23 protein-coding genes are annotated in these 24,865 nt (G+C 71.8%); 10 read left to right on the forward strand and 13 right to left on the reverse strand.

Annotation, left to right across the window (positions count from 1 at the left end):
* Positions 1-54 precede the first annotated feature (54 nt).
* Positions 55-651, reverse strand: coding sequence for a TIGR03086 family metal-binding protein (locus CP976_RS10755; protein WP_150480141.1), 597 nt, complete (start codon positions 649-651; stop codon positions 55-57).
* Positions 652-782: 131 nt separating this feature from the next.
* On the opposite strand from CP976_RS10755, the gene CP976_RS10760 reads away from it, so the two are divergent.
* Positions 783-2,018, forward strand: a complete 1,236-nt coding sequence (locus CP976_RS10760; RefSeq protein ID WP_150480142.1) for an MFS transporter — start codon at positions 783-785, stop codon at positions 2,016-2,018.
* Here the strand turns inward: CP976_RS10760 and CP976_RS10765 are convergent.
* The 8 genes from CP976_RS10765 to CP976_RS42845 all read right to left on the reverse strand — a co-directional run bounded on the left by CP976_RS10765 (position 1,996) and on the right by CP976_RS42845 (position 11,385).
* Complete coding sequence (locus CP976_RS10765) at positions 1,996-3,318, reverse strand: MFS transporter (RefSeq protein WP_308430029.1); 1,323 nt, start codon at positions 3,316-3,318, stop codon at positions 1,996-1,998. The genes CP976_RS10760 and CP976_RS10765 overlap by 23 nt on opposite strands.
* Positions 3,315-4,793, reverse strand: a complete 1,479-nt coding sequence (locus CP976_RS10770) for an NAD(P)/FAD-dependent oxidoreductase (protein WP_150480143.1) — start codon at positions 4,791-4,793, stop codon at positions 3,315-3,317. Before CP976_RS10770 ends, CP976_RS10765 begins: the two co-directional genes overlap by 4 nt.
* 56 nt (positions 4,794-4,849) lie before the next feature.
* Entirely contained in the window at positions 4,850-6,277 is a 1,428-nt protein-coding gene (locus CP976_RS10775) for a TldD/PmbA family protein (protein WP_167537316.1), read from the reverse strand.
* Entirely contained in the window at positions 6,240-7,745 is a 1,506-nt protein-coding gene (locus CP976_RS10780; protein ID WP_150480145.1) for a hypothetical protein, read from the reverse strand. Before CP976_RS10780 ends, CP976_RS10775 begins: the two co-directional genes overlap by 38 nt.
* On the reverse strand, positions 7,736-8,839 hold the full coding sequence (locus tag CP976_RS10785) for a ThiF family adenylyltransferase (RefSeq protein ID WP_150480146.1): 1,104 nt from the start codon (positions 8,837-8,839) through the stop codon (positions 7,736-7,738). The genes CP976_RS10780 and CP976_RS10785 overlap by 10 nt, the downstream gene beginning before the upstream one ends.
* Positions 8,836-10,146, reverse strand: a complete 1,311-nt coding sequence (locus CP976_RS10790) for an ABC transporter substrate-binding protein (RefSeq protein ID WP_150480147.1) — start codon at positions 10,144-10,146, stop codon at positions 8,836-8,838. The genes CP976_RS10785 and CP976_RS10790 overlap by 4 nt, the downstream gene beginning before the upstream one ends.
* Positions 10,136-11,125, reverse strand: a complete 990-nt coding sequence (locus CP976_RS10795) for a cupin-like domain-containing protein (protein ID WP_167537317.1) — start codon at positions 11,123-11,125, stop codon at positions 10,136-10,138. Before CP976_RS10795 ends, CP976_RS10790 begins: the two co-directional genes overlap by 11 nt.
* A gap of 101 nt (positions 11,126-11,226) precedes the next feature.
* Positions 11,227-11,385, reverse strand: coding sequence for a hypothetical protein (locus tag CP976_RS42845; RefSeq protein ID WP_167537318.1), 159 nt, complete (start codon positions 11,383-11,385; stop codon positions 11,227-11,229).
* A gap of 222 nt (positions 11,386-11,607) precedes the next feature.
* Here CP976_RS42845 and CP976_RS10800 point away from each other — a divergent pair, with 222 nt between their 5' ends.
* Positions 11,608-13,227 carry an ABC-F family ATP-binding cassette domain-containing protein gene (locus tag CP976_RS10800; RefSeq protein ID WP_150480149.1) on the forward strand — a complete coding sequence of 540 codons (1,620 nt, stop codon included), beginning with the start codon at positions 11,608-11,610 and terminating at the stop codon, positions 13,225-13,227.
* 37 nt (positions 13,228-13,264) lie between these two features.
* On the opposite strand, the gene CP976_RS10805 is transcribed toward CP976_RS10800, so the two are convergent.
* Both CP976_RS10805 and CP976_RS10810 read right to left on the reverse strand, forming a co-directional pair.
* Positions 13,265-14,437 (reverse strand): hypothetical protein, encoded by a 1,173-nt coding sequence (locus CP976_RS10805; protein ID WP_150480150.1) that lies wholly within the window; start codon positions 14,435-14,437, stop codon positions 13,265-13,267.
* Positions 14,434-15,375, reverse strand: coding sequence for a 5-dehydro-4-deoxyglucarate dehydratase (locus tag CP976_RS10810; RefSeq protein WP_150480151.1), 942 nt, complete (start codon positions 15,373-15,375; stop codon positions 14,434-14,436). The genes CP976_RS10805 and CP976_RS10810 overlap by 4 nt, the downstream gene beginning before the upstream one ends.
* Before the next feature lie 222 nt (positions 15,376-15,597).
* Here CP976_RS10810 and CP976_RS10815 point away from each other — a divergent pair, with 222 nt between their 5' ends.
* From CP976_RS10815 to CP976_RS10850, 8 genes are all read left to right on the forward strand, one after another.
* A complete protein-coding gene (locus CP976_RS10815; protein ID WP_150480152.1) occupies positions 15,598-16,407 on the forward strand; it encodes an NAD-dependent epimerase/dehydratase family protein in 810 nt (269 codons plus the stop codon).
* A gap of 262 nt (positions 16,408-16,669) precedes the next feature.
* Complete coding sequence (locus tag CP976_RS10820) at positions 16,670-17,440, forward strand: DeoR/GlpR family DNA-binding transcription regulator (RefSeq protein ID WP_150480153.1); 771 nt, start codon at positions 16,670-16,672, stop codon at positions 17,438-17,440.
* A 78-nt stretch (positions 17,441-17,518) separates the two neighbouring features.
* Positions 17,519-18,892: an ABC transporter substrate-binding protein gene (locus CP976_RS10825; protein ID WP_150480154.1), complete on the forward strand. Its 1,374-nt coding sequence runs from the start codon at positions 17,519-17,521 to the stop codon at positions 18,890-18,892.
* Positions 18,889-19,830, forward strand: coding sequence for a carbohydrate ABC transporter permease (locus tag CP976_RS10830; RefSeq protein ID WP_150480155.1), 942 nt, complete (start codon positions 18,889-18,891; stop codon positions 19,828-19,830). Before CP976_RS10825 ends, CP976_RS10830 begins: the two co-directional genes overlap by 4 nt.
* On the forward strand, positions 19,827-20,678 hold the full coding sequence (locus CP976_RS10835; protein WP_059417350.1) for a carbohydrate ABC transporter permease: 852 nt from the start codon (positions 19,827-19,829) through the stop codon (positions 20,676-20,678). Before CP976_RS10830 ends, CP976_RS10835 begins: the two co-directional genes overlap by 4 nt.
* Positions 20,675-21,664: a zinc-dependent alcohol dehydrogenase family protein gene (locus CP976_RS10840; RefSeq protein ID WP_150480156.1), complete on the forward strand. Its 990-nt coding sequence runs from the start codon at positions 20,675-20,677 to the stop codon at positions 21,662-21,664. Before CP976_RS10835 ends, CP976_RS10840 begins: the two co-directional genes overlap by 4 nt.
* Positions 21,665-21,737: 73 nt before the next feature.
* Positions 21,738-21,959, forward strand: a complete 222-nt coding sequence (locus tag CP976_RS10845; RefSeq protein ID WP_150480157.1) for a hypothetical protein — start codon at positions 21,738-21,740, stop codon at positions 21,957-21,959.
* 64 nt (positions 21,960-22,023) lie between these two features.
* Positions 22,024-23,232: a TerD family protein gene (locus CP976_RS10850; protein ID WP_150485302.1), complete on the forward strand. Its 1,209-nt coding sequence runs from the start codon at positions 22,024-22,026 to the stop codon at positions 23,230-23,232.
* Between the two features lie 30 nt (positions 23,233-23,262).
* Here the strand turns inward: CP976_RS10850 and CP976_RS10855 are convergent, their stop codons facing one another.
* Entirely contained in the window at positions 23,263-24,195 is a 933-nt protein-coding gene (locus CP976_RS10855) for an alpha/beta fold hydrolase (protein ID WP_208838967.1), read from the reverse strand.
* Positions 24,196-24,244: 49 nt separating this feature from the next.
* Positions 24,245-24,811, reverse strand: coding sequence for a TetR/AcrR family transcriptional regulator (locus tag CP976_RS10860; RefSeq protein ID WP_150480159.1), 567 nt, complete (start codon positions 24,809-24,811; stop codon positions 24,245-24,247).
* Positions 24,812-24,865 lie beyond the last annotated feature (54 nt).

Genomic DNA, 24,865 nt, shown 5'->3' on the forward strand with positions numbered 1-24,865 from the left:
ATCGCTTTCTACGGCCTCGGCTTCCAGCCCTCTACTGCCTGGGCTTCCAGCCTTCTACGACCTGGGCTTCCATCCCGGATCCCGCCCGCTCAGGGCCACCGCCCGGTCCAGCAGGGGCGCGTCCGGCCCGACAGGGACGACGGGGCCGAAGATCTCGCCCCGGCTGGGGTCGTCGACCGACGCGGCGAGGAAGTCGTGGCAGGTCTGGAGCGCCGCCGGGTCGGGGGCGTACGGCCGGCCGGTCGCGCGGGCCAGGTCCCAGCCGTGGATCACCAGCTCGTCGGTGGCGACGAGCCCCGCGATCTCGCCGGGCAGGTCGACGCCCCCGGCCCGGGTCATGCCGGTCCAGGCGGCCGGGTCGCGCCAGGCCTCGGCCAGTTCGGCGAGGACCGTGGGCAGCTCCTCGCGCCAGCCGGGCCCGATGTCCGGGAGCGCGGAGCCCGGGCTGGTGTCGGTCGTGGCGCCCAGGTCCTTGCGGCCGGCGTCACGGAAGGCGACGGTCAGCCCGACCAGGTGGCCCAGCAGGTTGCGCACCGCGTACTCCGGGCAGGGCGTCGGGTCCGCCAGTTGCCCGTCGGTGACGCCTTCGGCCAGACGCGCCAGGGCCGCCGTCTGCGGCCCGAGGTCGAGGGTCGGGGTGGTGTCGGTCATCCGCTGTTCCTCCTGGTTTCGTTCCTGGGAGGTAGACCGACGGCGACCGCGGAACTCATCGCCCGGCCGCCCGTTTTCTACGGCACTTTCCCGATTCCCGCGCACGGGCCTTAGAGCCACGATGACCAGGCATGACGAACAGAACGACCTGGCCCGTGGTGCGTGTCCTGCGCGACCGCGACGCCGGGCTCTACCTCTCCGGCGTGGTGGTCTCCGGCTTCGGCACCTCGGCGCTGTGGCTGGCGTCCGGGGTGTGGGTCAAGGACCTGACCGGCTCGGACGGGCTGGCCGCGCTGTGCGTGCTCGCCCTGTGGCTGCCGACCCTGGCCGGCCCGCTGCTGGGCACCCTCGCCGACCGGGTCCGCCGCAAACCGCTGCTGATCGGCCTGAACCTGCTGCTGGGCGCCCTCCTGCTCACCCTCGTGGCCGTCGACGCCCCGGGTGATCTCTGGCTGCTCTACGCCGTGCTGTTCGTATACGGCGCGGCGGGCGTCGTCCACGACGCGGCCGAATCGGCACTGGTCGCGACCGCCGTCGACCCGTCGCTGCTCGGCGACTTCAACGGCCTGCGCATGACGGCCAACGAGGGCATGAAGCTCCTGGCCCCGATGGCGGGCGCGGGCCTGTACGCGGCGTTCGGCGGCGCGAGCGTCGCCCTCCTGGACGCGGCGACGTTCGTCCTGGCAGCGGGCCTGTACGCGGTGCTGCGGGTACGGGAGGAGAAGCCGGCGCCGCCCACCGGCAGCCGCCGGGAGCGGACCGCCGAGGGCGTCCGCCACCTGTGGGCGCACCCCGTGCTGCGCCCCCTGGTCCTGGCGGGCGGCGCCACCATGCTGTGCGCGGGCCTGAACGGGGCGATGCTCTACGCCGTCGTCGACGACCTCGGCCGCTCCCCCGCGTACGCCGGTGTGCTGTACGCCGTGCAGGGCGCCGGGTCGATCGCGGTCGGACTGCTCTCCGGCACCGCCCTGCGCCGCCTGGGCGAGCGGCGCTTCGCGGCGTTCGGCATCGCCCTGCTGGCGCTCGCGGTGGCCCTGCGGGCGGTGCCGTCCGACCCGTCGGCGCTGGTGGGCAGCGCGGCGATCGGGGCGGGGCTGCCCGCCGTGCTGATCGCCACGCTGACGTCCGTGCAGCGCGAGACGCCGGATGCGCTGCTGGGCCGGGTCACCGCCACCGCCGGCACGCTGGTGTACGCGCCGAACGTGGTCGGGCTGGCCGCCGGGGCGGCCCTGGTCGAGCTGGTGAGCCACCGGCCGGTGCTGGTGGCGCTGGGCGTGGTCCTGCTGGTGACGGCGGCCCTGCTGCGACCGCCCGTCACCGGCGTCAGGCCGCCCTCGGCAGGCGTCAGCCGGTCTTCTCGCCCTTGACCCAGGTCCCCTTCCGCAGGGCCGGGACACTCAGCGCGAGAGCGAGTGCGGGGACGAGCGCGTACCAGGCGAGCCCGTGGCTCGGTCCCGCCCGGTCCACCAGCCAGCCCAGCACGAGGTACCCGCAGCCGATCAGCAGGGACTCCACGAACGTGATGATGGACAGCAGACTCGCCCGGTAACGGGAGGGAACCCCCTCGTTGAAGACGTTGTCCACCACCACCGCGGTGATGTCCGGGGCACCGACGGCGAGCAGGAACACACCGACGGTGAGCCACGCCAGGCCGAGGCTGGTGAACCCGAGCGCGGCCACGAGCACCAGCAAGGTCAGGGGAACCAGCAGCTGCACTCCCAGACGCCGGTCTGCCCGGTCCGCCAGCAGCGGGGCGAAGCCGCCGATCAGGTAACCGGCCGCCATCACCACGCTGACCAGCGTCGTGGCGATGCCCTGATGGCTCAGCGTCTCCTGGGTGAAGATGAAGTACGGGGTCATCGTGGCGTGCATCAGAGCGGACACCACGACCAGCGAGGCCAGCCGGGGGGTGAGGTGGCGCAGCACGGCCGCCTTGGAGAGGGGGGCGCCTGCCCGTTCCGGCGAGGCCACGGGGCCGGCGGACGACCGGCCCGCCTCGTCGTCCGCCTCCCCGGGCTCGTCGAGTGCGGCGGCGTCCTGTCCCCTGATCTCGGGGACCCGGGTCAGCAGCACCGCGGCCGCGAGCAGCAGTGCGCACGCCGAGGCCAGGTACACCAGCTCCCAGGAGACCTGCTGGAGGCTGCCGCCCAGCGCGATGGCCAGGGCCATGGTGGTGGCGCCGAACGTCGCGTACCGGGACTTGACCTTCACGTAGTGCGTCTCGGCCCCGCGGCGCCTGAGGAGGTCGTAGAGCAGGGCGGTCTCCGCGCCGGAGACACAGGCCATACCGATGCCCTGCAGCGCGAAGAGCACGACGAACGCCGCGTATCCCGACAGCGTCACCTGGCCGATGAGACAGGCGCCGATCAGCGCCTGCCCGATGACGATGCTCGCCCTGCGGCCCACCCGGTCCGCGATGAACCCGGTCGGGATCTCGGCCAGCGCGCTGACGATGTACAGCAGGGTCTGGAGCAGGGCGATCTGGGCGGCGGAGAAACCCTGGTGGACCAGGTAGAGAACGAACACCCCACGCTGGAACAGGGAGTTCGCGAGCACCGCGTACAGGTAGAAGGGGCGGGACACGCTCCGTGCCACGCGCAGGGACGCCGCGGGGTCGTCGGGCTCCCTCGTGCTGTCCTGCGCGAGTTCGCCCGAATCCGTCGTCAACGCACCGTCTCCAGTCCCGATGAGGCCCCCCGATCGGCGAGCAGCGACTTCACCCGCAGATACGCGTCCCGGTCCGGGCCGTCCTCACTGAAGGCACCCGCGACCAGGAACGGAACGATATCGGGAGACAGCCCGTGGGACGAGTCGAGGTCCTCGTACATACGCACCGCGCCGGAGGCGAACAGCGCGGGAACCGCGTCGTGCCGCCACAGCCGGGGCAGGACGAGGGAAGCCTCGAACCCCGTGCACGCCCCCTGGTACGCCGTCTCCCCCGCGCTCTCGGCCGCTGTGAACACGCTGATCGGGCGGCGGTCGGGGCGGAAGGGGTGCTCGTACGGCTGCGCGCCGCCGAGTATGCCGTCGGCCATGATGCGTGCGATCAGGGGGCTGTTGTGGAAGCCGTCCCGGTACGTTCCGGTCGCGATGTGCAGTCCCTCCAGGGGGCCCGGGCCGAGCAGGGGGAAGGTGTCGAGGGTCACCGGGCGGTTGCCCACGCGCCACTCGTCGATCTGCGCGAAGGCGAAGTCGTTGTTCAACTGGTCGATGGCGCACTGCAGTAGGAAGTGGCTCAGGCCCGCCGAGGGACGGGTGCGCGGGGTCGCGAAGACCACGTTGGTCGCACCGATGTAGTCACGCCCGCCGGGGAAGGGAACGGCGTGCAGCCCGCAGGAGCCGGCCCGGTTGACGGTACGCACGACATGGCCGAACTGCTCGGCGCCGGAGCGGTGGGTGACGGCGGCGATGCCGGTGCCGGAGAACACGGGCTGTACGTCGTGCGGGCCGAGCACGGTGTCGAGGAGGGGTGTCGTGAACGCCCCGGCGGCGACCATGACCGTGCCCGCCGCAACACGGGAACCGTCCGCGAGCATCGCGCCGGTCACCCGGTCGTCCTCGCGGACGAGCGCGCCGACGGGCTGGTCGACGAACCGTACGCCCCGCGCGACGAGGGCCGCCCGGAGCGCCTCGGACACCGCACCGCTGTCGACCGCGCCCTCCGCGGGGAGGAACAGGGCACGCAGGGGCCGTGCGGTCGGGGTCGGGTCCAGGCCGCCGATACCGCGCGGGCCGACGAGCTCGTGCGTCTCCCCGTACTTGGCGGCCGCGTCCAGCATCGCGTCGAAGTTCTCCGAGTCCAGGACACCGGACACCGCGTTCTCGACGACGACGGTACCGGAGACCGTGTGCGGCCGGTCGTGCCCCGACACCTCGCAGACCCGGTCGAGCCACTCGGGCCAGAGGGTCAGCGAGTCCCGGCACATGTCGAACTTGGCACGCGACGCGTCGGAGGCGAGCGTGTACTTGGTGACCTCGGCGAAGCAGTTGAGCATGGCGCCGGACGCCGGAGTGGCCCCGCCCTCCAGGTCCTTCGGCCCGATGACGGCGACCGAGAGGGAGTCGTCCCGGCGCGTCAGTTCGAACGCGGTGGACAGGGCGAGGACACCGTTGCCCACGATGGCGATGTCTGCGGTGATCATGTCCTGGTCGTCTCCTCGACTGGGTCGTGCGGCGGGTGGGCGATGGGGCGGGGCCGTTACGGGGAGGCGTGCGAGGGCTCGATGTCCAGGCCGGTGACGAGCAGCGTGGGCCCGCCGTCCCCGACGGGGACTTCCTGGCCGTACTTGGCGCAGGCGGCGGGGCTCCCCATGGCGAAGTCGTCGCCGATGCCCCGGATTCCGGTCAGGGCGGCCGCCACGTGTCCGGTGACGACGGCGTCGGACACCGGCTCGGCGACCGAACCGTCCCGGATACGGCGGACGTCCACCGCGCCGAACGCGAACGTGCCGTCCTCGTGCACCCGTCCGCCGCCCAGCCGGGCGACGTGGAAGCCGTGGCCGACGGAAGCCGTCAGCGCGGCCGGGTCGTCCGGCCCCCGATCGACGTACACGTTGCTCATCCGGGTCAGCGGTGGCTGCCGGAACGACTGCCTGCGTTGCCGTCCGGCGCCGTCGATGAAGCCCGTCACCGTGCCGTCCCGGACCAGGCGCCGCAGGCGGGCCGGGGCGCCCTCGTCGTCGTGCGCGAAGCCGCCCCAGCCGCCGGCCAGCCCCGGGTCGTCGGCCACGTGCAGCCCGGCCGGGCCGATCCGATCACCCTCGCGCCAGGCCACCCCGGCCAGCCGGCGGGCCGCGACGTCGCCCTCCAGCGGGTGGCCGAGGAGTTCGTGGGCGAGTACGCCGCTGGCTCCGGCGGCGATGACGAGCGTGACGTTCCGCTCGGTGACCGGCCGGCCCGTCGTCTTGGCCACGGCGGCGCGGCCCGCGTCCCGCCCGACCCGGACGATGTCGAGGCCGGACTCCCAGGCGCCGAGGTCGCGGACTCCGGCCTTGCGGTATCCGACGACCGGGCCGCCCGTGCCGTCCGCGACGGCCCGGCAGGACACCAGGTGCCATCGCTGTGTCTCCTCCAGGTGCGCGATCCCGGGCCCGAGCCGGAGGAAGTCCCGGGCGGCTCCGGAGTACGAGACGGACACCGAGGTGAGGGAGGCGGCGCCGCGTGCGGCGCGCAGGGCCGACGAGCGGGCCGTACGGAGCAGCTCCGCCGACGGCGCGGCGACCGCCACGCCGGGGCCGCGCGACTCCAGATGGCCTGCGGCCCGCAGCACCGTGGCCGCCAGGCCGTCCGTGTCGAACCGCTCGGCTCCGGCCCGGTCGGCGGCAGCCCGGACGCCGAGCCGGAACGCTTCGCCGGACAGGCTGTTGAGGGCGACGTACCCCTCACCGTCACGGTGGCGGATCCGCACGGCGAAGCCGGCCTGCTCGTACGGCTCCCCGGTGACGGTCGCGTCGTCCGGGACGAAGCACTCGGTGCCGCGCACCCGCTCGACGAAGAGGTCGACCCGGACCCCGGTCCTGGCCTCCGTCTCGCGCAACCGCTCGCCCAGGGCCGCCAGGTCCGGGTGGGTGCCGGGCGCACCGTCCTGGTCAGCGGTGTGCGGCCGCGAGGGTACCGGTGTGGTCATCGCTTCCATGTGCTGCCACCCGCCATCCGTGCTCGGGGGCCCACTCGCGGACGAAGCCGGCCATCCGGTAGGGGGTTGCCGTTTCCACCATCACTGCCAGGGATTCCGGATCCGCCGTGCGCGCCGCGTCGGCGGAGGCCCGGCTCACGAACGCGAGGTCCTCCTGCCGTACGTCGGCACCGGCCAGGTCCGCCAGGAAGACGATCTGCCGCCGGGTGGCGAGGTCGAAGGCCGCGGCGGCCGTGGCCCGGATCTCCGACAGCACGTCGTCCGGCGCGCTGCGCAGCAGGGCGGTGATGGCTTTCGTGGAGTTCGGGTTGATGCCGGGATCGTGGCGGCGCAGCACGTCGGCGAGGTCGAGCTGTTCCTGGGCCGGTGTCTCCGAGGGGTGCCCGACACGCCGGTAGCCGGCGCGGAGGTGGAAGGGGAAGAGCCGGCCCAGCGCCGACTGGGCGAAGAGGATCCGCTGTCGCGGTGCGGTGCCCGGTTCCGTGCCCGGCCACATGCGCGCGTTCAGGGAGAGCCCGCGGAAGGCGGGGTGCACGATGACGCGCTCCTGGCACAGGACGGACTCGTTGATCCGGCGCAGGGTGGGCAGCGCCTCGAACTCGCGGGGGAAGGGGCGGCAGAACACCTTGACCGCGACGAGCAGTCCGCGCACGCGGACGGTGCGCACCTCGGTGACCAGGTTCTCCCAGTCGATCCACCGCTCGTCCTCGGCGCGGTAGTGGTAGCCGGCCAGGGTTTCGTAGTCGGCCCGGTCCCCCGCCCTCTCGGTGAACTCCTCGCCGATCCAGTGCTCGATGCGCTCGCCCGGCACACGGGTGCCGGTGGTCCTGCCGACCGTGCCGTCGAAGTCGAGGCGGATGTGGTCGTCCGGGCAGAGGAAGTCGTCCAGGTCCTCGTGGGCGGTGGCGACGACGGCGTCGAGGTCGAGGAAGCGGCAGGCCCGCTGGAAGTTGTGGGCGATGACCTTGGCCGTGGTGCGGTCGAGGTTGGAGCAGAACTCGTCGACCGCGATGAGCCCCGGTCCGCCGTGGGCGAGGCGGGCCAGGGTGAGCCGGTGGTACTGCCCGTCGGAGAGGTGTTCCGGCCGGGACATCATCAGCCGTGGTTCGCCGAGGCCGAACCTGCCGAGCCACGAGACCGTCTCCTCGACGTCGCTGTCGAAGAGGTCGACGACCCGGTCCGTGGGGCCGATCGGCGGCAGGTCCGCGACGGTGCGCACGTCGGTACGGCGGCACAGTTCGCGCAGCAGGCTCGACTTGCCGGTGCCGCTGAAGCCGGTGATGAGGGTGATGCCGCGGGGCGTGACGGTGACCGGCTGGAGGGCCACCGTCTCCTCGGCGGTCTCCACCCCGAAGACCTCACGCAGGTGCCGCGCCCGTGCGGACAGCGGGCCGTTCTCCCGCCGGTGCCGGACCTCCAGGGTCACGGCCCGTGCGGCCGGGGAGCTGTTCAACGCCACGTTCTCTCCTCATACGTCGACGAGTTCCCCAGGTCCACGACGAACCGGGTGTTCAGGGAGCGCACGGGGCGCTCCAGGATCACGCCGTTCAGCCACTCGCCGGCCATCCAGGCCGCCGTCACGGTGTTCACGGGGGCGACCGAGGCGCTCATCACCGGGTCGGCGAGCGCGCTCCGGGCGACGGCGCCCACCGCTTCCATCTCCTGGGCGAAGGCCTGGTGCGCGGCGGTGTCGTCCGGCCTCAGCAGGGGACCGACGGCGGCCTCGTCGAGCCCCGCCGCCGCGAAGAGCACCGACCCGCCCCGGTCACGGGCGAACCCGGCCAGGAGCGCGGCGAGGGTGCCGACCGGCCGGTCCGCGCAGCAGAACAGGGTCCACTCGCCGGGTTCGTGCGGGACGAGCCCGGTGATCGTGTCCTCGTCGACGAAGACCCGCGCGGCGGTGATCCCGGCCTCCGGGTGGCGTTCCAGCAGGAAGTCCCGCAGGGCCTCCGCCTTGGGCCGGCCGAGGTCGGCCTGCCGGTAGGTGAACTGCCGGTTGAAGTTGGTCACTTCGACCGCGTCGTGATCGACCAGCAGCAGTCGGCGCACTCCCATGGCGCACAGGTGGGTGGCGACGATCGCACCGGTGCCGCCGCAGCCCACGACGACCGCCTGGTGCCGGGCGATCCGCTCCTGGGCCGCGTCGGGGTCCGTGCCGGTGTGCGCGAGCCAGCGGCGCTGTTTGGTGTACGCGTCGACGGTGTCGGTGCGCGGCAGCGGCACGAGCAGGTCGCGGGCGGCGAACGCCGCCAGCAGGGCCTCCTGCCCGGGGGTGAGCGCTTCGGGAGCGGGCCAGCGCATCCCCTCGGCGAGCCGTCCCGCCCACGCGCACAGGGCGCGGTCCGCCCCTTCGACGCTGAAGCCGCGTTCGCCGATCACCAGGAGCTCCCCGGCGTCCCCGGCGGCGAGGGTCGTGCCGGCGCGCAGCATGACACCGGCGGGGAAACGCAGGCGCAGCGCGGACGGCGCGGTGTCCTGCGGTGCGCGGGCCGCCGGCCGGTCGCTCTCGTGCCCGCCGGCCACCGGCCCGTCGATCACAGGTCGGTTCGTCATGACCACTCCCAGGGGGCCTTCGGCTGCCGGGCGAGGAAGATGCCCGGGATCTCGGCGAGGGGGACGCACAGGGCGTGGCGGGCGAGGATGCCGTCCAGCTCCGCCACGGCCTCGTCCAGGGATCCGGGGGTCTGCGGGGCGGTGTCGTGGCGCTCGAGCACCTTCACGTAGGACTCCAGCGCCTCATGGGTCCGCAGCGCCTCCAGGAACACCAGGCCCCGGTGGACGCCGAGGGGATCGGAGCGCAGGCCCCGGAAGAGGTTGAGCCGCAGGTCGGCGGCGTGGGAACGGTGCTCGTAACGGTCGGGGACGAGATCGACCGGGATATCCGCCCGGGCGAGCATCTGTGCGACGGCGCGGGCGAGTTCGCGGTTCGGGTAGTACGTGTCGTAGGCGAGCCGGTAGCGGGGGCCGGCGAGGGCTCTCCGCATGGGTGCGGGGGCGGGGGCCGTGCGCCGCGCGGCGTCGCGAAAGGCCCGGTCGAAGTCCCGTACGGGCAGGAAGCCGTGCTGCGGAAGCAGCGGGGCGGGCAACAGGGCGCCGGTGCCGGGTGCGGCGAGTGCGTCGCGGATGGTGTGTCGGTCTTGCTCGGCCTCCGGGCGCAGCAGGTCTCCCTCGAAGCACAGCGCCACGATGATGCCGGGCTGCCGTACCCGAAGGGACGGGTGGTCGGCGAACTCGGCGACACGGTGCAGCGGGAAGGCGGTGTCGGACGTGACGTGGAGCCGCCCTGCGGCGAAGCCCTCAAGATTGCGCTCAGGGCTCTTGACCCGGCGCAGAACCACACGGGGGGCGCCGCCCGGCGTGTGCGGGGTCCGGTCGAGGACGATCGTGCGCGGCGCGGTGCGCACGATCCGGTACCGGCCGACGCCGTCGGTACGGCCCCGGTAAGGGGCGAGTGCCGGGAGGGAGGTCAGCAGCGGGAAGCCGAAATCGGGTTGCGCGAGCCGTACGCGCAGGTGGTCTCCCCGGCCGCTGACCTGCTCGACGTGGCGCAGCCAGTAACCGGTGACGGTGGCCGAGGCGGTCGCGCGGTCCAGGGCCCGCGCGTAGTCGGTGGCCGTGACCGGGCTGCCGTCGGCCCAGCGGGCACCCGGGCGGACGGCGAAGTCGTGCCGGCGTCCGTCGGCGGAGCTGTCGACCGACCTGGCTCCCATCGGCTCGGGCCCCGTGGCACCGGGCGCGACGAGCGGACGCGTGGTCAGGGCGGCGAGTTGCAGCCCGCTGTGGTCGCACCAGCCGGGCTGTTCCAGCGTGCCCGGCATGGAGTCGAACGCCGCTACGCACTCGGCGGGTTCAGCGGGCACCGTTCGGCGCCTCCGTCGCGCCGGCGCCCGGGGCGTCCCACTCCAGCAGGGCACGCTCGTACTCGCGCAGGTCGCTGGTCATGGCGCGCACCCAGTCCAGTTGCCGGGCACGGAACTCCTCCCGCGCCAGTTCGTCGTGCCGTCCGTCGCCGCCCGCCCACGTGCGGATCTGGGCGTTGCGAGCCTGCCGGAGGACCGAGAGGGGCTCGGTGAGACGGGTCTCGAACTGTGCGAGGAAGGACAGGAGTTTGCGCTCTTCGACGAAGTTGGCGGTGAGCATGAGGTTGCGCTCGGGGTTGCGGACCTCGTGGTACCAGTCGCCGGGGATGTAGAGCGTGTCGCCGGCGCGCAGCGTCACCTCGTACAGGGGGCCGGCGGACTTCCGCAGCACCTCGTCGTGGGTGCGCTCGGACCACAGGCTGTCGTCGGCCCGCAGTGCCCTGCCCGCCTCGGGCGTCACCAGCCGCAGTTCCTTGCTGCCGGCGAGGACGGCCAGCCAGGCACTCGTGGAGAAGGTGTCGCAATGCAGTCCGGTCGAGCAGCCGGGCTCTCCGAAGAAGATCCACATTCTTCCGAAGCGGACCTGTTCCGGGAGCCGTTCGATCCAGTCGTCGGAGAAGATCGCCGGAATGCTGAAGTCGTCGAGGAGCCCGGGGCAGTCGCGGACGAAATTCCATTCGGCGAGATACCGCCGGTCCCGGGCTAGGGAATGATCCGCCCGGGATTTCTCCCAGTAGTCCAGGAAATCGGCGAGTCCGTCTTCGGAAAGCGTATATTCGTACTCGGATCCGGCCGGGTACTCACGCACCGGAACGCGAAGTCCGCCGTACTGGTGGCGGAAATGATCCACAGTCCAGAGTTCTCGCGCCCGCCATTCGTCCTGGAGGCCGCGGATGACCACCGGCCCATCGATGTCCTCCAGCGTGGTGACGGTCGATCCGTCCAGCACACGCAGGGATGTGGGCGAAATGGGTGCCACGCGCGACGCTCCTCGAACAGTCGGAGACCTAGTTCCGGAAAACCTCCGCGCATCCTGCGCGGGGAAGAGGAACTCCCCGCGCAGGATGCCCGGTGGTGAAATCAGCAGCGGCGGGCGAGACCCGCCACCATCGCCGGGCTGCTCAGGTCCGTGATGCGCAGCTCAATGCTCTCCCGCGCGCTCACCCGGTCCTGCTCCTGCACCGGCTTCGGGGTCAGTTCGGTGTCCTTGGCGCTTTCGACCTTCCGCGTCTTCTCCATGGGTTCCCCATTTCTCGTGGCACGAATGTCACTGGACGCCGGGTCAGAACTTGCCCCCGGTTCACCAGAACTTAGACGACGACCGAAGTCCACGTCTGTGACAAAAAATTCCCGCTAGGGAATGGCCGATTCCCCCTCTCCCGGCGACCAAAACAAGACAGCATGGCCGCCGGCTTGGTTGATGTTGCCGCGGAAGGGGAAGAGCCGCGAGAATGCCTCATCATGGGGCATCTGGAAGTTTCACATCTCGAGTACTACCTGCCGGACGGACGGGCTCTGCTCGGCGACGTCTCTTTTCGCGTCGCGGAGGGTTCGGCGATGGCGCTGGTCGGCCCCAACGGGGCAGGAAAAACAACGCTGTTGCGACTGATCGCAGGCGAACTCGCCCCACACGGCGGCACGTTGACCGTCAGCGGCGGGCTGGGCGTCATGCCACAGTTCGTCGGCAGCGTCCGGGACGAGACGACCGTGCGCGACCTCCTGGTCTCCGTGGCACCGCCGCGCATCCGGGTGACCGCGAAGGCGGTCGACGAGGCCGAGCACGCGATCATGACCGTGGACGACGAGGCGGCGCAGATGCGGTACGCGCAGGCGCTCGCCGACTGGGCCGAGGCCCAGGGCTACGAGGCGGAGACCGTCTGGGACATGTGCACCACGGCCGCGCTCGGTGTCCCGTACGAGAAGGCCCAGTGGCGTCAGGTGCGCACGCTCTCCGGCGGGGAGCAGAAGCGGCTCGTGCTGGAGGCCCTGTTCCGCGGCCACGACGAGGTGCTGCTCCTCGACGAGCCGGACAACTACCTGGACGTGCCGGGCAAGCAGTGGCTCGAGGAACAGATCCGGCAGACCCGTAAGACCGTGCTGTTCATCTCCCACGACCGCGAACTGCTCGCCCGAGCGGCGGAGAAGATCGTCAGCGTGGAGCCGGCCGCGGGCGGCGCCGACGTGTGGGTGCACGGCAGCGGCTTCGCCACGTACCACGAGGCGCGCCGGGAGCGGTTCGCCCGCTTCGAGGAGCTGCGCAGGCGCTGGTCCGAGAAGCACGCCCAGCTGAAGAAGCTGGTGGTCAGCCTCCAGCAGGCGGCCTCGGTGAGCCATGACATGGCCTCGCGGTACGCCGCCGCGCAGACCCGGTTGCGCAAGTTCGAGGAGGCCGGACCTCCGCCGGAACCACCCAAGGAACAGGACATCCGGATGCGGCTGCGCGGCGGACGCACCGGCGTGCGCGCGATCACCTGCACGGACCTGGAGCTGAGCGGGCTGATGAAACCCTTCGACCTGGAGGTCTTCTTCGGCGAACGGGTCGCGGTCCTCGGTTCCAACGGTTCCGGGAAGTCGCACTTCCTGCGGCTGCTGGCGGGTGAGGAGGTGGCGCACTCCGGACAGTGGAAACTGGGTGCGCGGGTCGTCCCGGGCCACTTCGCCCAGACCCACGCCCACCCCGAACTGCTGGGGCGGACGCTGCTGGACATCCTGTGGCGCGAGCACTCCCAGGACCGGAGCGGGGCCATGCCCGTGCTGCGCCGGTACGGGCTGGCCCAGCAGGCCGAACAGCGCTTCGAGCGCCTGTCGGGGGGCCAGCAGGCACGCTTGCAGATCCTGCTGCTGGAACTCGCGGGGTCCACCGCGCTGCTTCTGGACGAGCCGACGGACAACCTCGACCTGGAGAGCGCCGAGGCGCTCCAGGGGGCACTGGAGGCGTACGAGGGTACGGTCCTGGCGGTCACGCACGACCGCTGGTTCGCCCGGTCCTTCGACCGTTACCTGGTGTTCGGCTCCGACGGCCGGGTGCGGGAGGCGTCCGAGCCGGTGTGGGACGAGCGGCGCGTCGAGCGGGCGCGCTGATCGGCCCGCTCCCGTCCCGGCCGGCGAAGCCCGCGCCTCATCCGGCCCGGGTGCGCAGTGCCTCCGCTACGGTCGCCAGATCGCTGTCCGACGCCAACCCGGCGTGGTAGAGCCGCAGTTCGGTGGCGCCGAGCCGCCGCGCCTCGGCCGCGTTGGCGGCGAGCGTGCCGGGGCTGCCGCCCATGCCGGAGACGACGGTGAAGTTGGCGGCGATGACCGCGCCCGCCTTGCCCTGCCGGGCGAACGGCGTCAGGGTGCCGGTGCCGCCCGCGCAGGGCACGACCACCCCGTCGGCGACGGACAGGATGTGCGCCGGGTCGACCCCGGGGTTGGCACCGACGTGGTAGGACACCGGGTCCGCGTGCAGCAGCACCTGGAAGCCGTCGGGTGCGGCCGCCCGGACCGCCGCCACGGCCTCCTCCTGGAGCGTGCGGGCGGTCGCGTCGCGGTACGCGCGCGTGGTGTTCGCGAGCGTCTCGCCGAGGAGCTTCTCGACGCCCGTCCAGCCTCCGTCGGAGGGCGTCACCCCCTGCCACACCGGCTCCAGCGCGGTCCGTACGGCGGCGGCCAGCTCGCCGGCGTCCAGTCCGTGCCGGCCGTAGCCCTCCCGGCAGGCCGGGCAGAAGCACAACGCCATCAGGTACTGCCCGGCGTCGCCGAGGCCGACGCCGCCGGTCTTGTCGTGGGCGTGCAGATGCTGGAGGCCGTACCAGCCGAGGGACTCCAGCTCGGTCCCGCGCGCCCCGGGCCGTACGGCCGCCTCCGCCGCCAGGTCGGTCAGGTACGCGCGCGTGGCGGGCTGCGCGATGCACGGCGCCCAGGGGTAGCGGTCGCCGTAGGCGTTGACGACCGAGGTGTCCGGGTGCTCGGCGCCCAGGCGGGAGTTGTGCGCGAGGACGACCCAGGTGTGCACCTCCAGGCCGGCGTCCGCGAGCGCCCCGGCGGCCTCGCCGAAGGCGTCCCCGGGGGCCCAGTCACCGGCCGCGTAGGGGCGCAGCTCCCGCCCGTCCCAGCGGTCGCCCGCCGGGTACAGCACGGCGGCGTGCTCGGCGGTGACGATGCGGTGGCGCGGGTGGCGGGGCGTGAGCGCGCGCGTGGAGTGGTAGGCGGCGGCGAGCGTCACCTGTTCCACGCCGAGCGCGGCGATCCGCGCGGGTGCCTCCGGGTCCCCGTTGACGTCCCAGGGGTAGACGAATGCCGACGCCTTCACTTGGCCTCCTCAAGCAGCGCGTAGCCGCGCTCGATCACTTCGGCGAGCTGCTTGACATGATCCTCGGTCGGCTCGTGCAGCGGGGGCCGCACCTCCCCCACGTCCAGTCCGCGCAGCCGTACGCCGGCCTTCACGAGGGCGACGGCGTAGCCGCGGCCCTGGGCGCGCAGCTCGACGAAGGGGCGGTAGAAGCCGTCCAGCAGCTTCTCCACCACGCTGTCGTCGCCGCTGCGGAGCGCCTGGTGGAAGGCGAGGGCGATCTCGGGCGCGAAGCAGAACACGGCGGACGAGTAGAGCGTGACGCCGAGGGCGCGGTAGGCGAGCTGGGTCTGCTCGGCCGTCGGCAGGCCGTTGAAGTAGAGGAAGTCGCCGGGGACCTCGGTGCGTACGGCGCTGATGATGCGCTGCATGAGGTCGAGGTCGCCGAGCCCGTCCTTGAGGCCGATGACCCCGTCCGTGCGGGCCAGTTCGACGACGGTCTCCGGCGTGAAGACCGCGTTGTCGCGCTGGTAGACGACGACGGGCAGGGAGGTCGCGGCGGCGATCTCCCGGTAGTGCCGCAGCAGCCCTTCCTGCCCGGCGACGACGAGGTACGGCGGCATGGCGAGCAGCCCGTCCGCCCCGGCCGCCTCGGCGAGCCGGGCGTAGCGCACGGCGAGCGCGGTGCCGTACCCGGCGCCCGCGACGACCGGCACCCGTCCCTCGGCCGCCTCGACGGCCGCCCGGACGCACTCCTCGAACTCCTCGGGCGTCAGCGCGTGGAACTCGCCGGTGCCGCAGCAGGCGAACACGGCGGCCGCTCCGGCCTCGACCCCGCGGCGCACGTGCGCGCGGTAGGTGTCGAGGTCCACGGAGCCGTCGGGGCCGTAGGCGGTGACCGGGAAGAACAGCGGTCCGCTGGGGATGTTGAGTCGAGCGGCGAGAGGGGCTGACGTCACGAGCTCTCCCGGTTCCATATTCATGATTGCCGTCTATATTTCTGAACGACCCCACGCTAAGGCGCCGCCTCGACGCCGGTCAAGCGCGCGAACCCGCCACGCACCAGCGGATTCGCTCTTTCCGCGGCATACTTGACGGGCTCCACTCCAGATCCTTAGCGTGTCCACGAATATGAATACCGTGCACTCATGTGCACGGTGGGAGATGCAAGGAGACCGAGGATGCCCGCTCCCCGCACCGTCCTGCTCACCGGCGCCGCCGGTGGCCTCGGCACCCTGATGCGGGGCCTGCTCCCGGACTACGGCTACGAGCTGCGCCTGCTCGACATGCGGCCGATCGAGGGCGCCCCGGACGCGATCACCGCCGATCTCTCGGACAAGGACGCCGTGCGCGAGGCGGTCCGCGGCGTCGACGCGATCATCCACCTCGCGGGCATCTCCCTGGAAGCCCCCTTCGAGAAGATCCTCAAGGCGAACATCGAGGGCACCTACCACCTGTACGAGGCCGCTCGCGAGGAGGGCGTCGGCCGGATCGTCTTCGCCTCCTCCAACCACGCCGTCGGCTACACCCCGCGCCCCCAGGGCGACGACCCCCTGATCCCGGTCGACACCCCCCGCCGCCCGGACACCTTCTACGGCCTGTCCAAGTGCTTCGGCGAGGACCTCGCGCAGCTCTACTGGGACAAGCACGGCCTGGAGACGGTCTCGGTGCGGATCGGCTCCTGCTTCCCCGAGCCGACCAGCGTGCGCATGCTCTCGGTGTGGATGAGCCCCGCCGACGGTGCCCGCCTCTTCCACGCGGCCCTGACCGCCGAGCACGTCGGCCACACCGTCGTCCACGGCTCCTCCGCGAACACCCGGCTGTGGTGGGACCTCACCACCGCCCGGGCGCTCGGCTACGAGCCGCGGGACGACTCCGAGCCGTGGGCCGAGAAGCTCATCGCCGAGCAGGGCGAGCTGGACCCGGAGAACGAGGCGCACGCCTACCTCGGCGGCCACTTCGTGACGGACCCGCCGATCTGGCCGTACTGACCGGAAAGAGTCGTCGCGAGAGGGCGGGCGGGCACCGAACGGGCCCGCCCGCCCCCGTATTCGGGCACCATCGCTGCCCGCTCTCACGCCCCCGTCATCGCCGACGCAGGTCCGCGACGGTCCGGCCCCACGTCGAACGGGCACAAGCGGGCAGTATCGAACCCGCAACAGACCTGGTCAGTGCCGCATCCCCGCTGTAGAAATTCCCCCACGGGTCCCACCGGGCCCGAACGGGCAGCAGAAGCGGAAGGCAGGTGTCGGCATGAGCACGAGGACGGCGGAAGAACGCCAGCGCGAGATCGTGCTGGCCGCGCGGCGCGCCGGCTCCGTCGACGTCACCGCCCTCGCCGCCGAACTGGGCGTGGCCAAGGAGACCGTACGACGGGACCTGCGTGTTCTGGAGGACCACGGCCTGCTCCGCCGCACCCATGGCGGCGCCTACCCGGTGGAGAGCGCCGGCTTCGAGACGACGCTCGCCTTCCGCGCCACCAGTCACGTCCCCGAGAAGCGCCGCATCGCGACCGCCGCCGCCGAACTGCTCGGCGACGCCGAGACCGTCTTCGTCGACGAGGGCTTCACCCCCCAGCTCATCGCCGAGGCACTCCCCCGGGACCGGCCGCTGACCGTGGTCACCGCGTCCCTGCCGGTCGCCGGCGCCCTCGCCGAGACCGACAGCGTGTCCGTGCTGCTGCTCGGCGGCCGGGTCCGCTCCGGCACCCTCGCCACGGTCGACCACTGGACGACGAAGATGCTGGCCGGTTTCGTCGTCGACCTGGCGTACATCGGCGCCAACGGCATCTCCCGCGAACACGGCCTCACCACCCCCGACCCGGCCGTCAGCGAGGTCAAGACCCAGGCGGTCCGGGCCGCCCGCCGCACGGTCTTCGCGGGCGTGCACACCAAGTTCGGAGCGGTCAGCTTCTGCCGGTTCGCCGAGGTCGGCGCACTGGAGACGATCGTGACGAGCACCCTCCTCCCGGCGGCCGAGGCCCACCGCTACTCACTGCTCGGCCCACAGGTCATCCGAGTCTGACCCACCGATCCCCGTCCCCACAGGGCTCAGCCACGCCCTGCCATGCCCCATATCTCCCCTTACATCCAGGAGCGATCCATGCGAACCCAGAGCCGACGACGGCCACCGCGAGCCACGCTCGCCGCGGCCGCCGCAGGGACGCTGCTCGCCCCGCTGCTCTCCGGCTGCTGGGTCGGGGCGGGCGGGGCAGGATCCGGCGGCGACGCCATCAACGTCCTGATGGTCAACAACCCCCAGATGGTCGAGCTCCAGAAGCTCACCCGCGCGCACTTCACCAAAGAGACCGGCATCAAGGTCAACTTCACCGTCCTGCCCGAGAACGACGTCCGCGACAAGATCAGCCAGGACTTCGCCAACCAGGCCGGCCAGTACGACGTCGCCACGCTGTCCAACTACGAGATACCTATCTACGCCCGCAACGGCTGGCTGCGCGAGATGAACGGCTATGTGGCCAAGGACCCGGCCTACGACGAGCAGGACATCCTGAAGCCGATGCGCCAGTCCCTCACCGGGGACGACGGCAAGCTCTACGGCCAGCCCTTCTACGGCGAGTCGTCGTTCCTGATGTACCGCAAGGACGTGTTCGCGAAGAAGGGCCTGACGATGCCCGCGCGCCCCACCTGGCAGCAGGTGGCGGACCTCGCGGCCAAGGCGGACGGCGCGGAACCGGGCATGAAGGGCATCTGCCTGCGCGGCCTGCCCGGCTGGGGCGAGGTGATGGCCCCCCTGACCACCGTCGTGAACACCTTCGGCGGCACCTGGTTCGACAAGAACTGGAAGGCGCGGCTCGACTCCCCCGCCTTCGAGAAGGCGACGAAGTTCTATGTCGACCTGGTCCGCGAGCACGGCGAGTCCGGCGCCGCCCAGGCCGGCTTCGCCGAGTGCCTGAACAACATGACCCAGGGCAAGGTCGCCATGTGGTACGACGCCACCTCCGCCGCCGGATCCCTGGAGGCGGCGAACTCCCCGGTCAAGGGCAAGGTCGGCTACGCCCCCGCCCCCGTCGAGAAGACCGAGTCCGCCGGCTGGCTCTACACCTGGGCCTGGGGCATCCAGAAGGCCTCCCGCAACTCCGACGACGCCTGGAAGTTCGTCTCCTGGGCGTCCGGCAAGGAGTACGAGCAACTGGTCGGCGACCGGATCGGCTGGTCCGACGTCCCGGCCGGCAAGCGGGCGTCGACGTACGCCAACGCCGACTACCGCAAGGAGGCCGCCGCCTTCCAGGAGATGACCAAGGAGGCCATCGAGGGGGCCCGGCCCAACGATCCCGGGGTGCAGCCGCGGCCCGCGCCCGGCATCCAGTTCGTCGGCATCCCCGAGTTCACCGACCTCGGCACCAAGGTCTCGCAGGAGATCAGCGCGGCCATCGCCGGACGCCAGTCCGTCGAGTCGGCCCTGAAGAAGTCGCAGGCGCTCGCCGAGAAGATCTCCGAGGAGTACGAGGGACGATGACCGCCACGACAACGGCCCCCGTGGCCGCTCCCGAGACACCCACCCCGGTCCGCCGGCCCTCCGCCCGCCTGCGCGCCTGGGCCACCCGCGCCCCGCTGCTCCCCGCCCTGATCTTCATGATCGTCGTCACCCAGCTGCCGTTCGTGGCCACGCTGGTGATCTCCTTCTTCGACTGGAACTCCCTCTATCCCGACGCCCGGCACTTCACGGGCCTCGACAACTACCAGGAGGTCCTCACCGACGCGGACCTGCGCCAGTCGGTGTGGACGACCGTCCTGCTGACGGTGGCGGTGGTCCTGGCCAGCCTGGTGCTGGGACTCGTCCTGGCGCTGCTGCTGGACCGGAAGTTCCGCGGCCGGGGCATCGTGCGGACGCTGCTGATCGCACCCTTCCTGGTGGTACCGGTCGCGGCGGCCCTGCTCTGGAAGCATGTGCTCTACAACCCCGAATACGGCCTGTTCAACGGGTTGTTGCACTATGTGGGCGGCCCACAGCCCGACTGGATCTCGAACACCCCGCTGCTCGCGGTCGAAGCGTCGCTCGTCTGGCAGTGGACGCCGTTCATGATGCTGATCCTGCTGGCCGGCCTCCAGAGCCGCGACCACCAGCAGATCGAGGCGGCCCGGGTCGACGGCGCGAGCGACTGGCAGATCTTCGTCCACCTGACGCTCCCGCATCTGCGCCGCTACCTCGAACTGGGCGCCCTGCTGGGCTCGATCTACATCGTCCAGAACTTCGACGCGGTCTTCACCATCACGTCCGGCGGCCTGGGCACCGCCAACCTCCCCTACACCGTCTACCAGAGCTTCTACCAGGCCCACGAGAACGGCCTCGCCTCGGCCGCGGGCGTCCTGGTGGTCATCGGCTCGATCATCATCGCGACCTTCGCCCTGCGCGTGGTGTCGTCCCTGTTCCGCGAGGAGGTGTCCGGCGCATGAGCACGACCGCCCTGCGTGTCCGCCGTGTCCGAGGCAAGGGTGCGGGCCTGGGCCTGCTGGCCTGGCTGCTCGGCATCGCGTTCTTCCTGCCCATCGCGTGGATGGCGCTGACGTCGTTCCACTCCGAGCAGGACGCGGCGACCAACCCGCCGTCCTTCGCGGCGGCCCTGACCCTGGACGGTTACCGCGAGTTCTTCGGCGCGGGCGGCGGCGCGAGCCCCTGGCCGGCGCTGATCAACTCAACGGTCGCGTCCGTGGCCTCGACCCTGCTGGTCCTGCTGCTGGCCTTCCCGGCGGCGTACGCGCTGTCGATCAACCGCGTCCGCAAGTGGACGGACGTCCTGTTCTTCTTCCTCTCCACGAAGATGCTGCCCGCGGTCGCGGGCCTGCTCCCGATCTACCTTTTCGCCAAGAACGCCGGGATGCTCGACAACATCTGGCTGCTGGTCATCCTCTACACCTCCATGAACCTGCCGATCGCGGTGTGGATGATGCAGTCGTTCCTCGCCGAGATCCCGGTCGCGGTGATCGAGGCGGCCCGGGTGGACGGGGCACGGCTGCCGACGGTCCTCGCGCGCGTGGTGGCCCCGATCGCCCTGCCCGGCATCGCGGCGACCGCCCTGATCTGCTTCATCTTCAGCTGGAACGAACTGCTCTTCGCACGGGTGCTGACCGGCGTGGTCGCCGAGACCGCCCCCGTCTTCCTGACCGGCTTCATCACCAGCCAGGGCCTGTTCCTGGCGAAGGTGTGCGCCGCGTCGCTCGTCATCTCCCTGCCGGTGCTCGCCGCGGGGTTCGCCGCCCAGGACAAGCTCGTCCAGGGCCTGTCGTTGGGAGCCGTGAAATGAAGGCCGCCGTCATCGAGTCCGTGGGCAGGGCCGTCGTCGCCGAGGTCCCGGACCCGACGCCAGGGCCGCGCGAGGTCGTCGTCGAGGTCGCGGCCTGCGGGCTGTGCGGCACGGACCTGCACATCCTCCAGGGCGAGTTCGCCCCCAAGCTGCCGATCGTGCCCGGGCACGAGTTCGCGGGCGAGGTGGTCGGGGTCGGCACCCAGGTCACGGAACTGTCGGCCGGCGACCGGGTGGCGGTGGACCCGTCCCTGTACTGCTACGAGTGCCGCTACTGCCGCACCGGCCACAACAACCTCTGCGAACGCTGGGCGGCGATCGGCGTCACGACGGCGGGCGGGGCCGCGAAGTACGCCCTCGCCCCCGTGGCGAACTGCGTGAAGCTCCCCGAGCACGTCCGCACGCAGGACGCGGCCCTGGTGGAGCCGCTGTCCTGCGCGGTACGCGGCTACGACGTGCTCCGGTCCCGTCTCGGCGCGCACGTCCTGATCTACGGCTCCGGCACGATGGGCCTGATGATGCTGGAGCTGGCCAAGCGCACGGGCGCGGCGAGCGTGGACGTCGTCGACGTGAACCCGGCCCGCCTTGAGACGGCCCGCCGCCTCGGCGTCTCGGCTGCGGCCGCGGGCCCGGACGAACTCGACCGTCCGCAGGGCTGGGACCTGGTCGTCGACGCCACGGGCAACGCGGCGGCGATCCAGGACGGCCTGGACCGGGTGGCGAAGGCCGGCACGTTCCTCCAGTTCGGCGTGGCCGACTACGCGACCCGCGTGACGATCGACCCGTACCGCATCTACAACCAGGAGATCACCATCACCGGCTCGATGGCGGTGCTGCACAGCTTCGAGCGCGCGGCCGAGCTGTTCGCGAACGGAGTCCTCGACCCCGACGTCTTCATCAGCGACCGGATCCCGCTGGAGCGGTACCCGCAGGCGCTGGAGCAGTTCGCGTCAGGGGTCGGCCGCAAGATCGTGGTCGTGCCGTAGGGAACGGACCGCTGCGGGCGGGGGCAGGCGAAATTCGGTGGGGCGCCTGACCCCGCCCCCGTACGCTCGCGGCATGCCACGACCCCACGGATTCGCTTACGAGCAGCACGCGGGCGGAACCGTCCGCATCACCCACCACGGCCGCCCCGCCACCACGCTGAACGGCCCCCGGGCCGAGCAGTTCATCGCCGAGGTCGAGGCCTCCGACCCCCAGCTCGTCATGGCCCGCTGGACCGGGAACTACAAGCGGGGCAACGAACGCACGGCCCGCGACCATCCCCGCAACCGCCGCTGACCCGATTGGCCGCAGGGTAAGGGAACGGCAAAACCGCCTCGATCGTTCACCCGGCATGACAGCTATGACCCCCGGCTCGAACATCCCCCTGTCCGCCGCCCGCGTGACGGTTGACGTCGCCGCCCCGGTGCGGCTCGACGTATCGGGCCTGCTGCTCACCGCCGACGGCAAGGTGCGCTCCGACGACGACTTCATCTTCTACAACCAGCCGTCCGGCCCGGGCGTGACCTACCGCTCGGGCGGCGGCACCGCGCCCGACGCGATCATTGTCGACACCTCGGCCCTCCCCCCGGGCATCGAGAAGATCGTCGTCACGGCGAGCCCGGACGCCGCGGGCCAGACCTTCCGGGGCATCGAACCGACGGCCACGATCCGCAACGCGGACGACAGCTCCGTCCTGGCCTCGTTCACGCCCCCGCAGCTCGGTGACGAGACGGCCCTGGTGATCGTGGAGATCTACCTGCGCAACGGCCAGTGGAAGGCCCGAGCCGTCGGCCAGGGATACGCCAACGGCCTCGCGGGCATCGCCACGGACTTCGGTGTCTCGGTGGAGGAGCCGGCCGCCCCGGCCCAGCAGCCGGTGACCCCGCCGCCGGCCCCGGCGCAGGCGCCGGTGGCTCCGCCGGCCCCGCCCGTCACCACACCCGCGGCGCCCCCGGCTCCGGCCACGCCCCCGCCGCCCGCGCCGGGCGCCGGGAAGATCAACCTCGACAAGGGGCGCGTCAGCCTCCAGAAGAACCAGACCGTCTCCCTGATCAAGGGCGGCCGCCCCCTGCTCTCCTCGGTCAAGATGGGCCTCGGCTGGGAGCCGGCGTACCGCGGCAAGGACATCGACCTGGACGCCTCGGTCATCGCCTACGGGCCGCAGCGCAACCACGTCGACAGCTGCTACTTCGGCAAGCTCCAGATCGTGGGCGGCGCGATCCGGCACTCCGGCGACAACCTCACGGGCGAGGGCGGCGGTGACGACGAGGTCATCACGGTCGACCTCGGCCGACTGCCCCAGGAGGTCACCGGCCTGGTCTTCACGGTCAACTCCTTCTCCGGCCAGAAGTTCACCGAGGTCGCCAAGGCCTACTGCCGCCTCCTGGACGGCGCGACCGGCGAGGAACTGGTCCGCTTCGACCTCACCAGCGCCGAGCCGCAGACCGGCGTGATGATGGCCAAGCTGATCCGCCAGTTCTCCGGCGAGTGGGAGATGACGGCGATCGGCGACTTCGTGAAGTCCCGCACGGTGAGGGGGATGGTGAAGCCGGCGGCCCAGTCTCTGTAGCCGGGGCCGGAGCCGGCACCCGACGAAGCGCTAGTGGGACGGCTGCCGGACATGCACCTGGCTGAGGAAGTCCCGCACCAGGGCGACGACTTCCTCCAGGTGCGTCTCCAGCAGCCAGTGCCCGCCGTCGAGCAGGTGCAGTTCGGCCTCCGGCAGGTCACGCAGGTAGGCGCGGGCGGCGCCCTCGGGCATGTAGCCGTCCTGGGGCCCCCAGGCGATCAGCGTCGGGGGCCGGTGCTTTCGCAGGTACTCCTGGTACCTCGGGAACCAGTCGAGGTTCTCCCTGAGGCCCTCCATGAGACCGACCATGATCTCGCGGCGCCGCGGAGAGGACAGCAGCGGCCAGGACAGCTTCCACAGATCGGGACTGATCTTCTCGACGAGCCGGTCGTCGACCTCGCCGACGAACTCCTCGCGCAGCCCCTCCTCCGTCACGGCCTCCCACAGCCGCGCCCGCCCTTCGGGCGTCGGGTTCGCCCAGTACTCCTTGAGCGCCCCGTACTTCGGGCCGAGTTCGTCCTCGTAGATGTCGCCGTTCTGGACGACGAGGGCCGCCACGCGCTCCGGGGCGCGCATCGCCAGTCGCAGTCCGATCTGCGACCCGTAGTCGTGCAGGTAGAGGGCGTACCGCCGGAGCTCCAGCGTGTCGGTGAACCGCTGGAGGAAGTCGGCGTACCCGTCGAAGGTGTACGAGAAGCCCCCCGGGTCCGGGGTGTCGCTGTAGCCGAAGCCGGGGAAGTCGGGTGCGACGAGCCGCCACCGGTCGGCGAGGGCAGGCAGGAAGGCTCGGTACTGGAACGAGGAGGACGGGTATCCGTGCGGGAGCAGAACGACGGGGGCGCCCGGGGGACCTGCCTCGCGGTAGAAGACGCGCGTCCCGTCGATGTCGGCGTACCGGTGTGCTGTCCTGTGGTTCGGGGCGTCGATACTCCTCGCCTCCTGGCTGGTCAGGCACGGAATCAGGCCGGAGTACCCACGCCGTGCCCGCCGAAACGGGACGCCCCCCGAGGTCTCAGGGCCGCAGCCCCTCCGTCAGCAACGTCAGATAGCGGCGGATGTGTTCGCCCTCCCCGTCGGCCAGCTCCGCCGCCGTCGACACGCCGTGCGCCAGCCGCAGTACGTCGACCGGCTCGACGTCCCGCCGGAGCGTGCCCTCCTCCTGTGCTGCCCGGACCAGGCGCCCCGCCGCGCTCTTCACGGAGTCGCCGCAGGCCGTGGCCACGGTGGAGCCGGTCTGTGTGACGGCCGGGCCCAGCAGGGCCCTGAGCCCGCGCATCCGGACCATCCCGGCGCCGAGTTCGTACAGCCACTCCCCCAGCGCCTCGCCCGGCGGCAGTTCGGCCGCGAGTTCGTCGGCCCGGGCCGCGATCGCCTCGATGCGGTCGAGGTACGCGGCCTCCAGCAGCGCGTGCCGGGTCGGGAAATGCCGGTAGAGCGTGCCGGAGCCGACGCCGGCCCGCTTGGCGATGTCATCGAGCGACGCGCCCTCCCCGTGCTCGGCGAAGGCCTCCGCGGCCACCTTCAGCAACCGCTCGTAGTTGCGCCGAGCATCCGCCCGCATGGGCCTGACCTGCGCCATGCAGCCACTCCTCACGAACCGGGGCCCCACGAACCGGAGCCCCTCTCCGCACCT

The sequence above is a fragment of the Streptomyces coeruleorubidus genome (genome assembly GCF_008705135.1).
Taxonomy (GTDB): domain Bacteria; phylum Actinomycetota; class Actinomycetes; order Streptomycetales; family Streptomycetaceae; genus Streptomyces; species Streptomyces coeruleofuscus.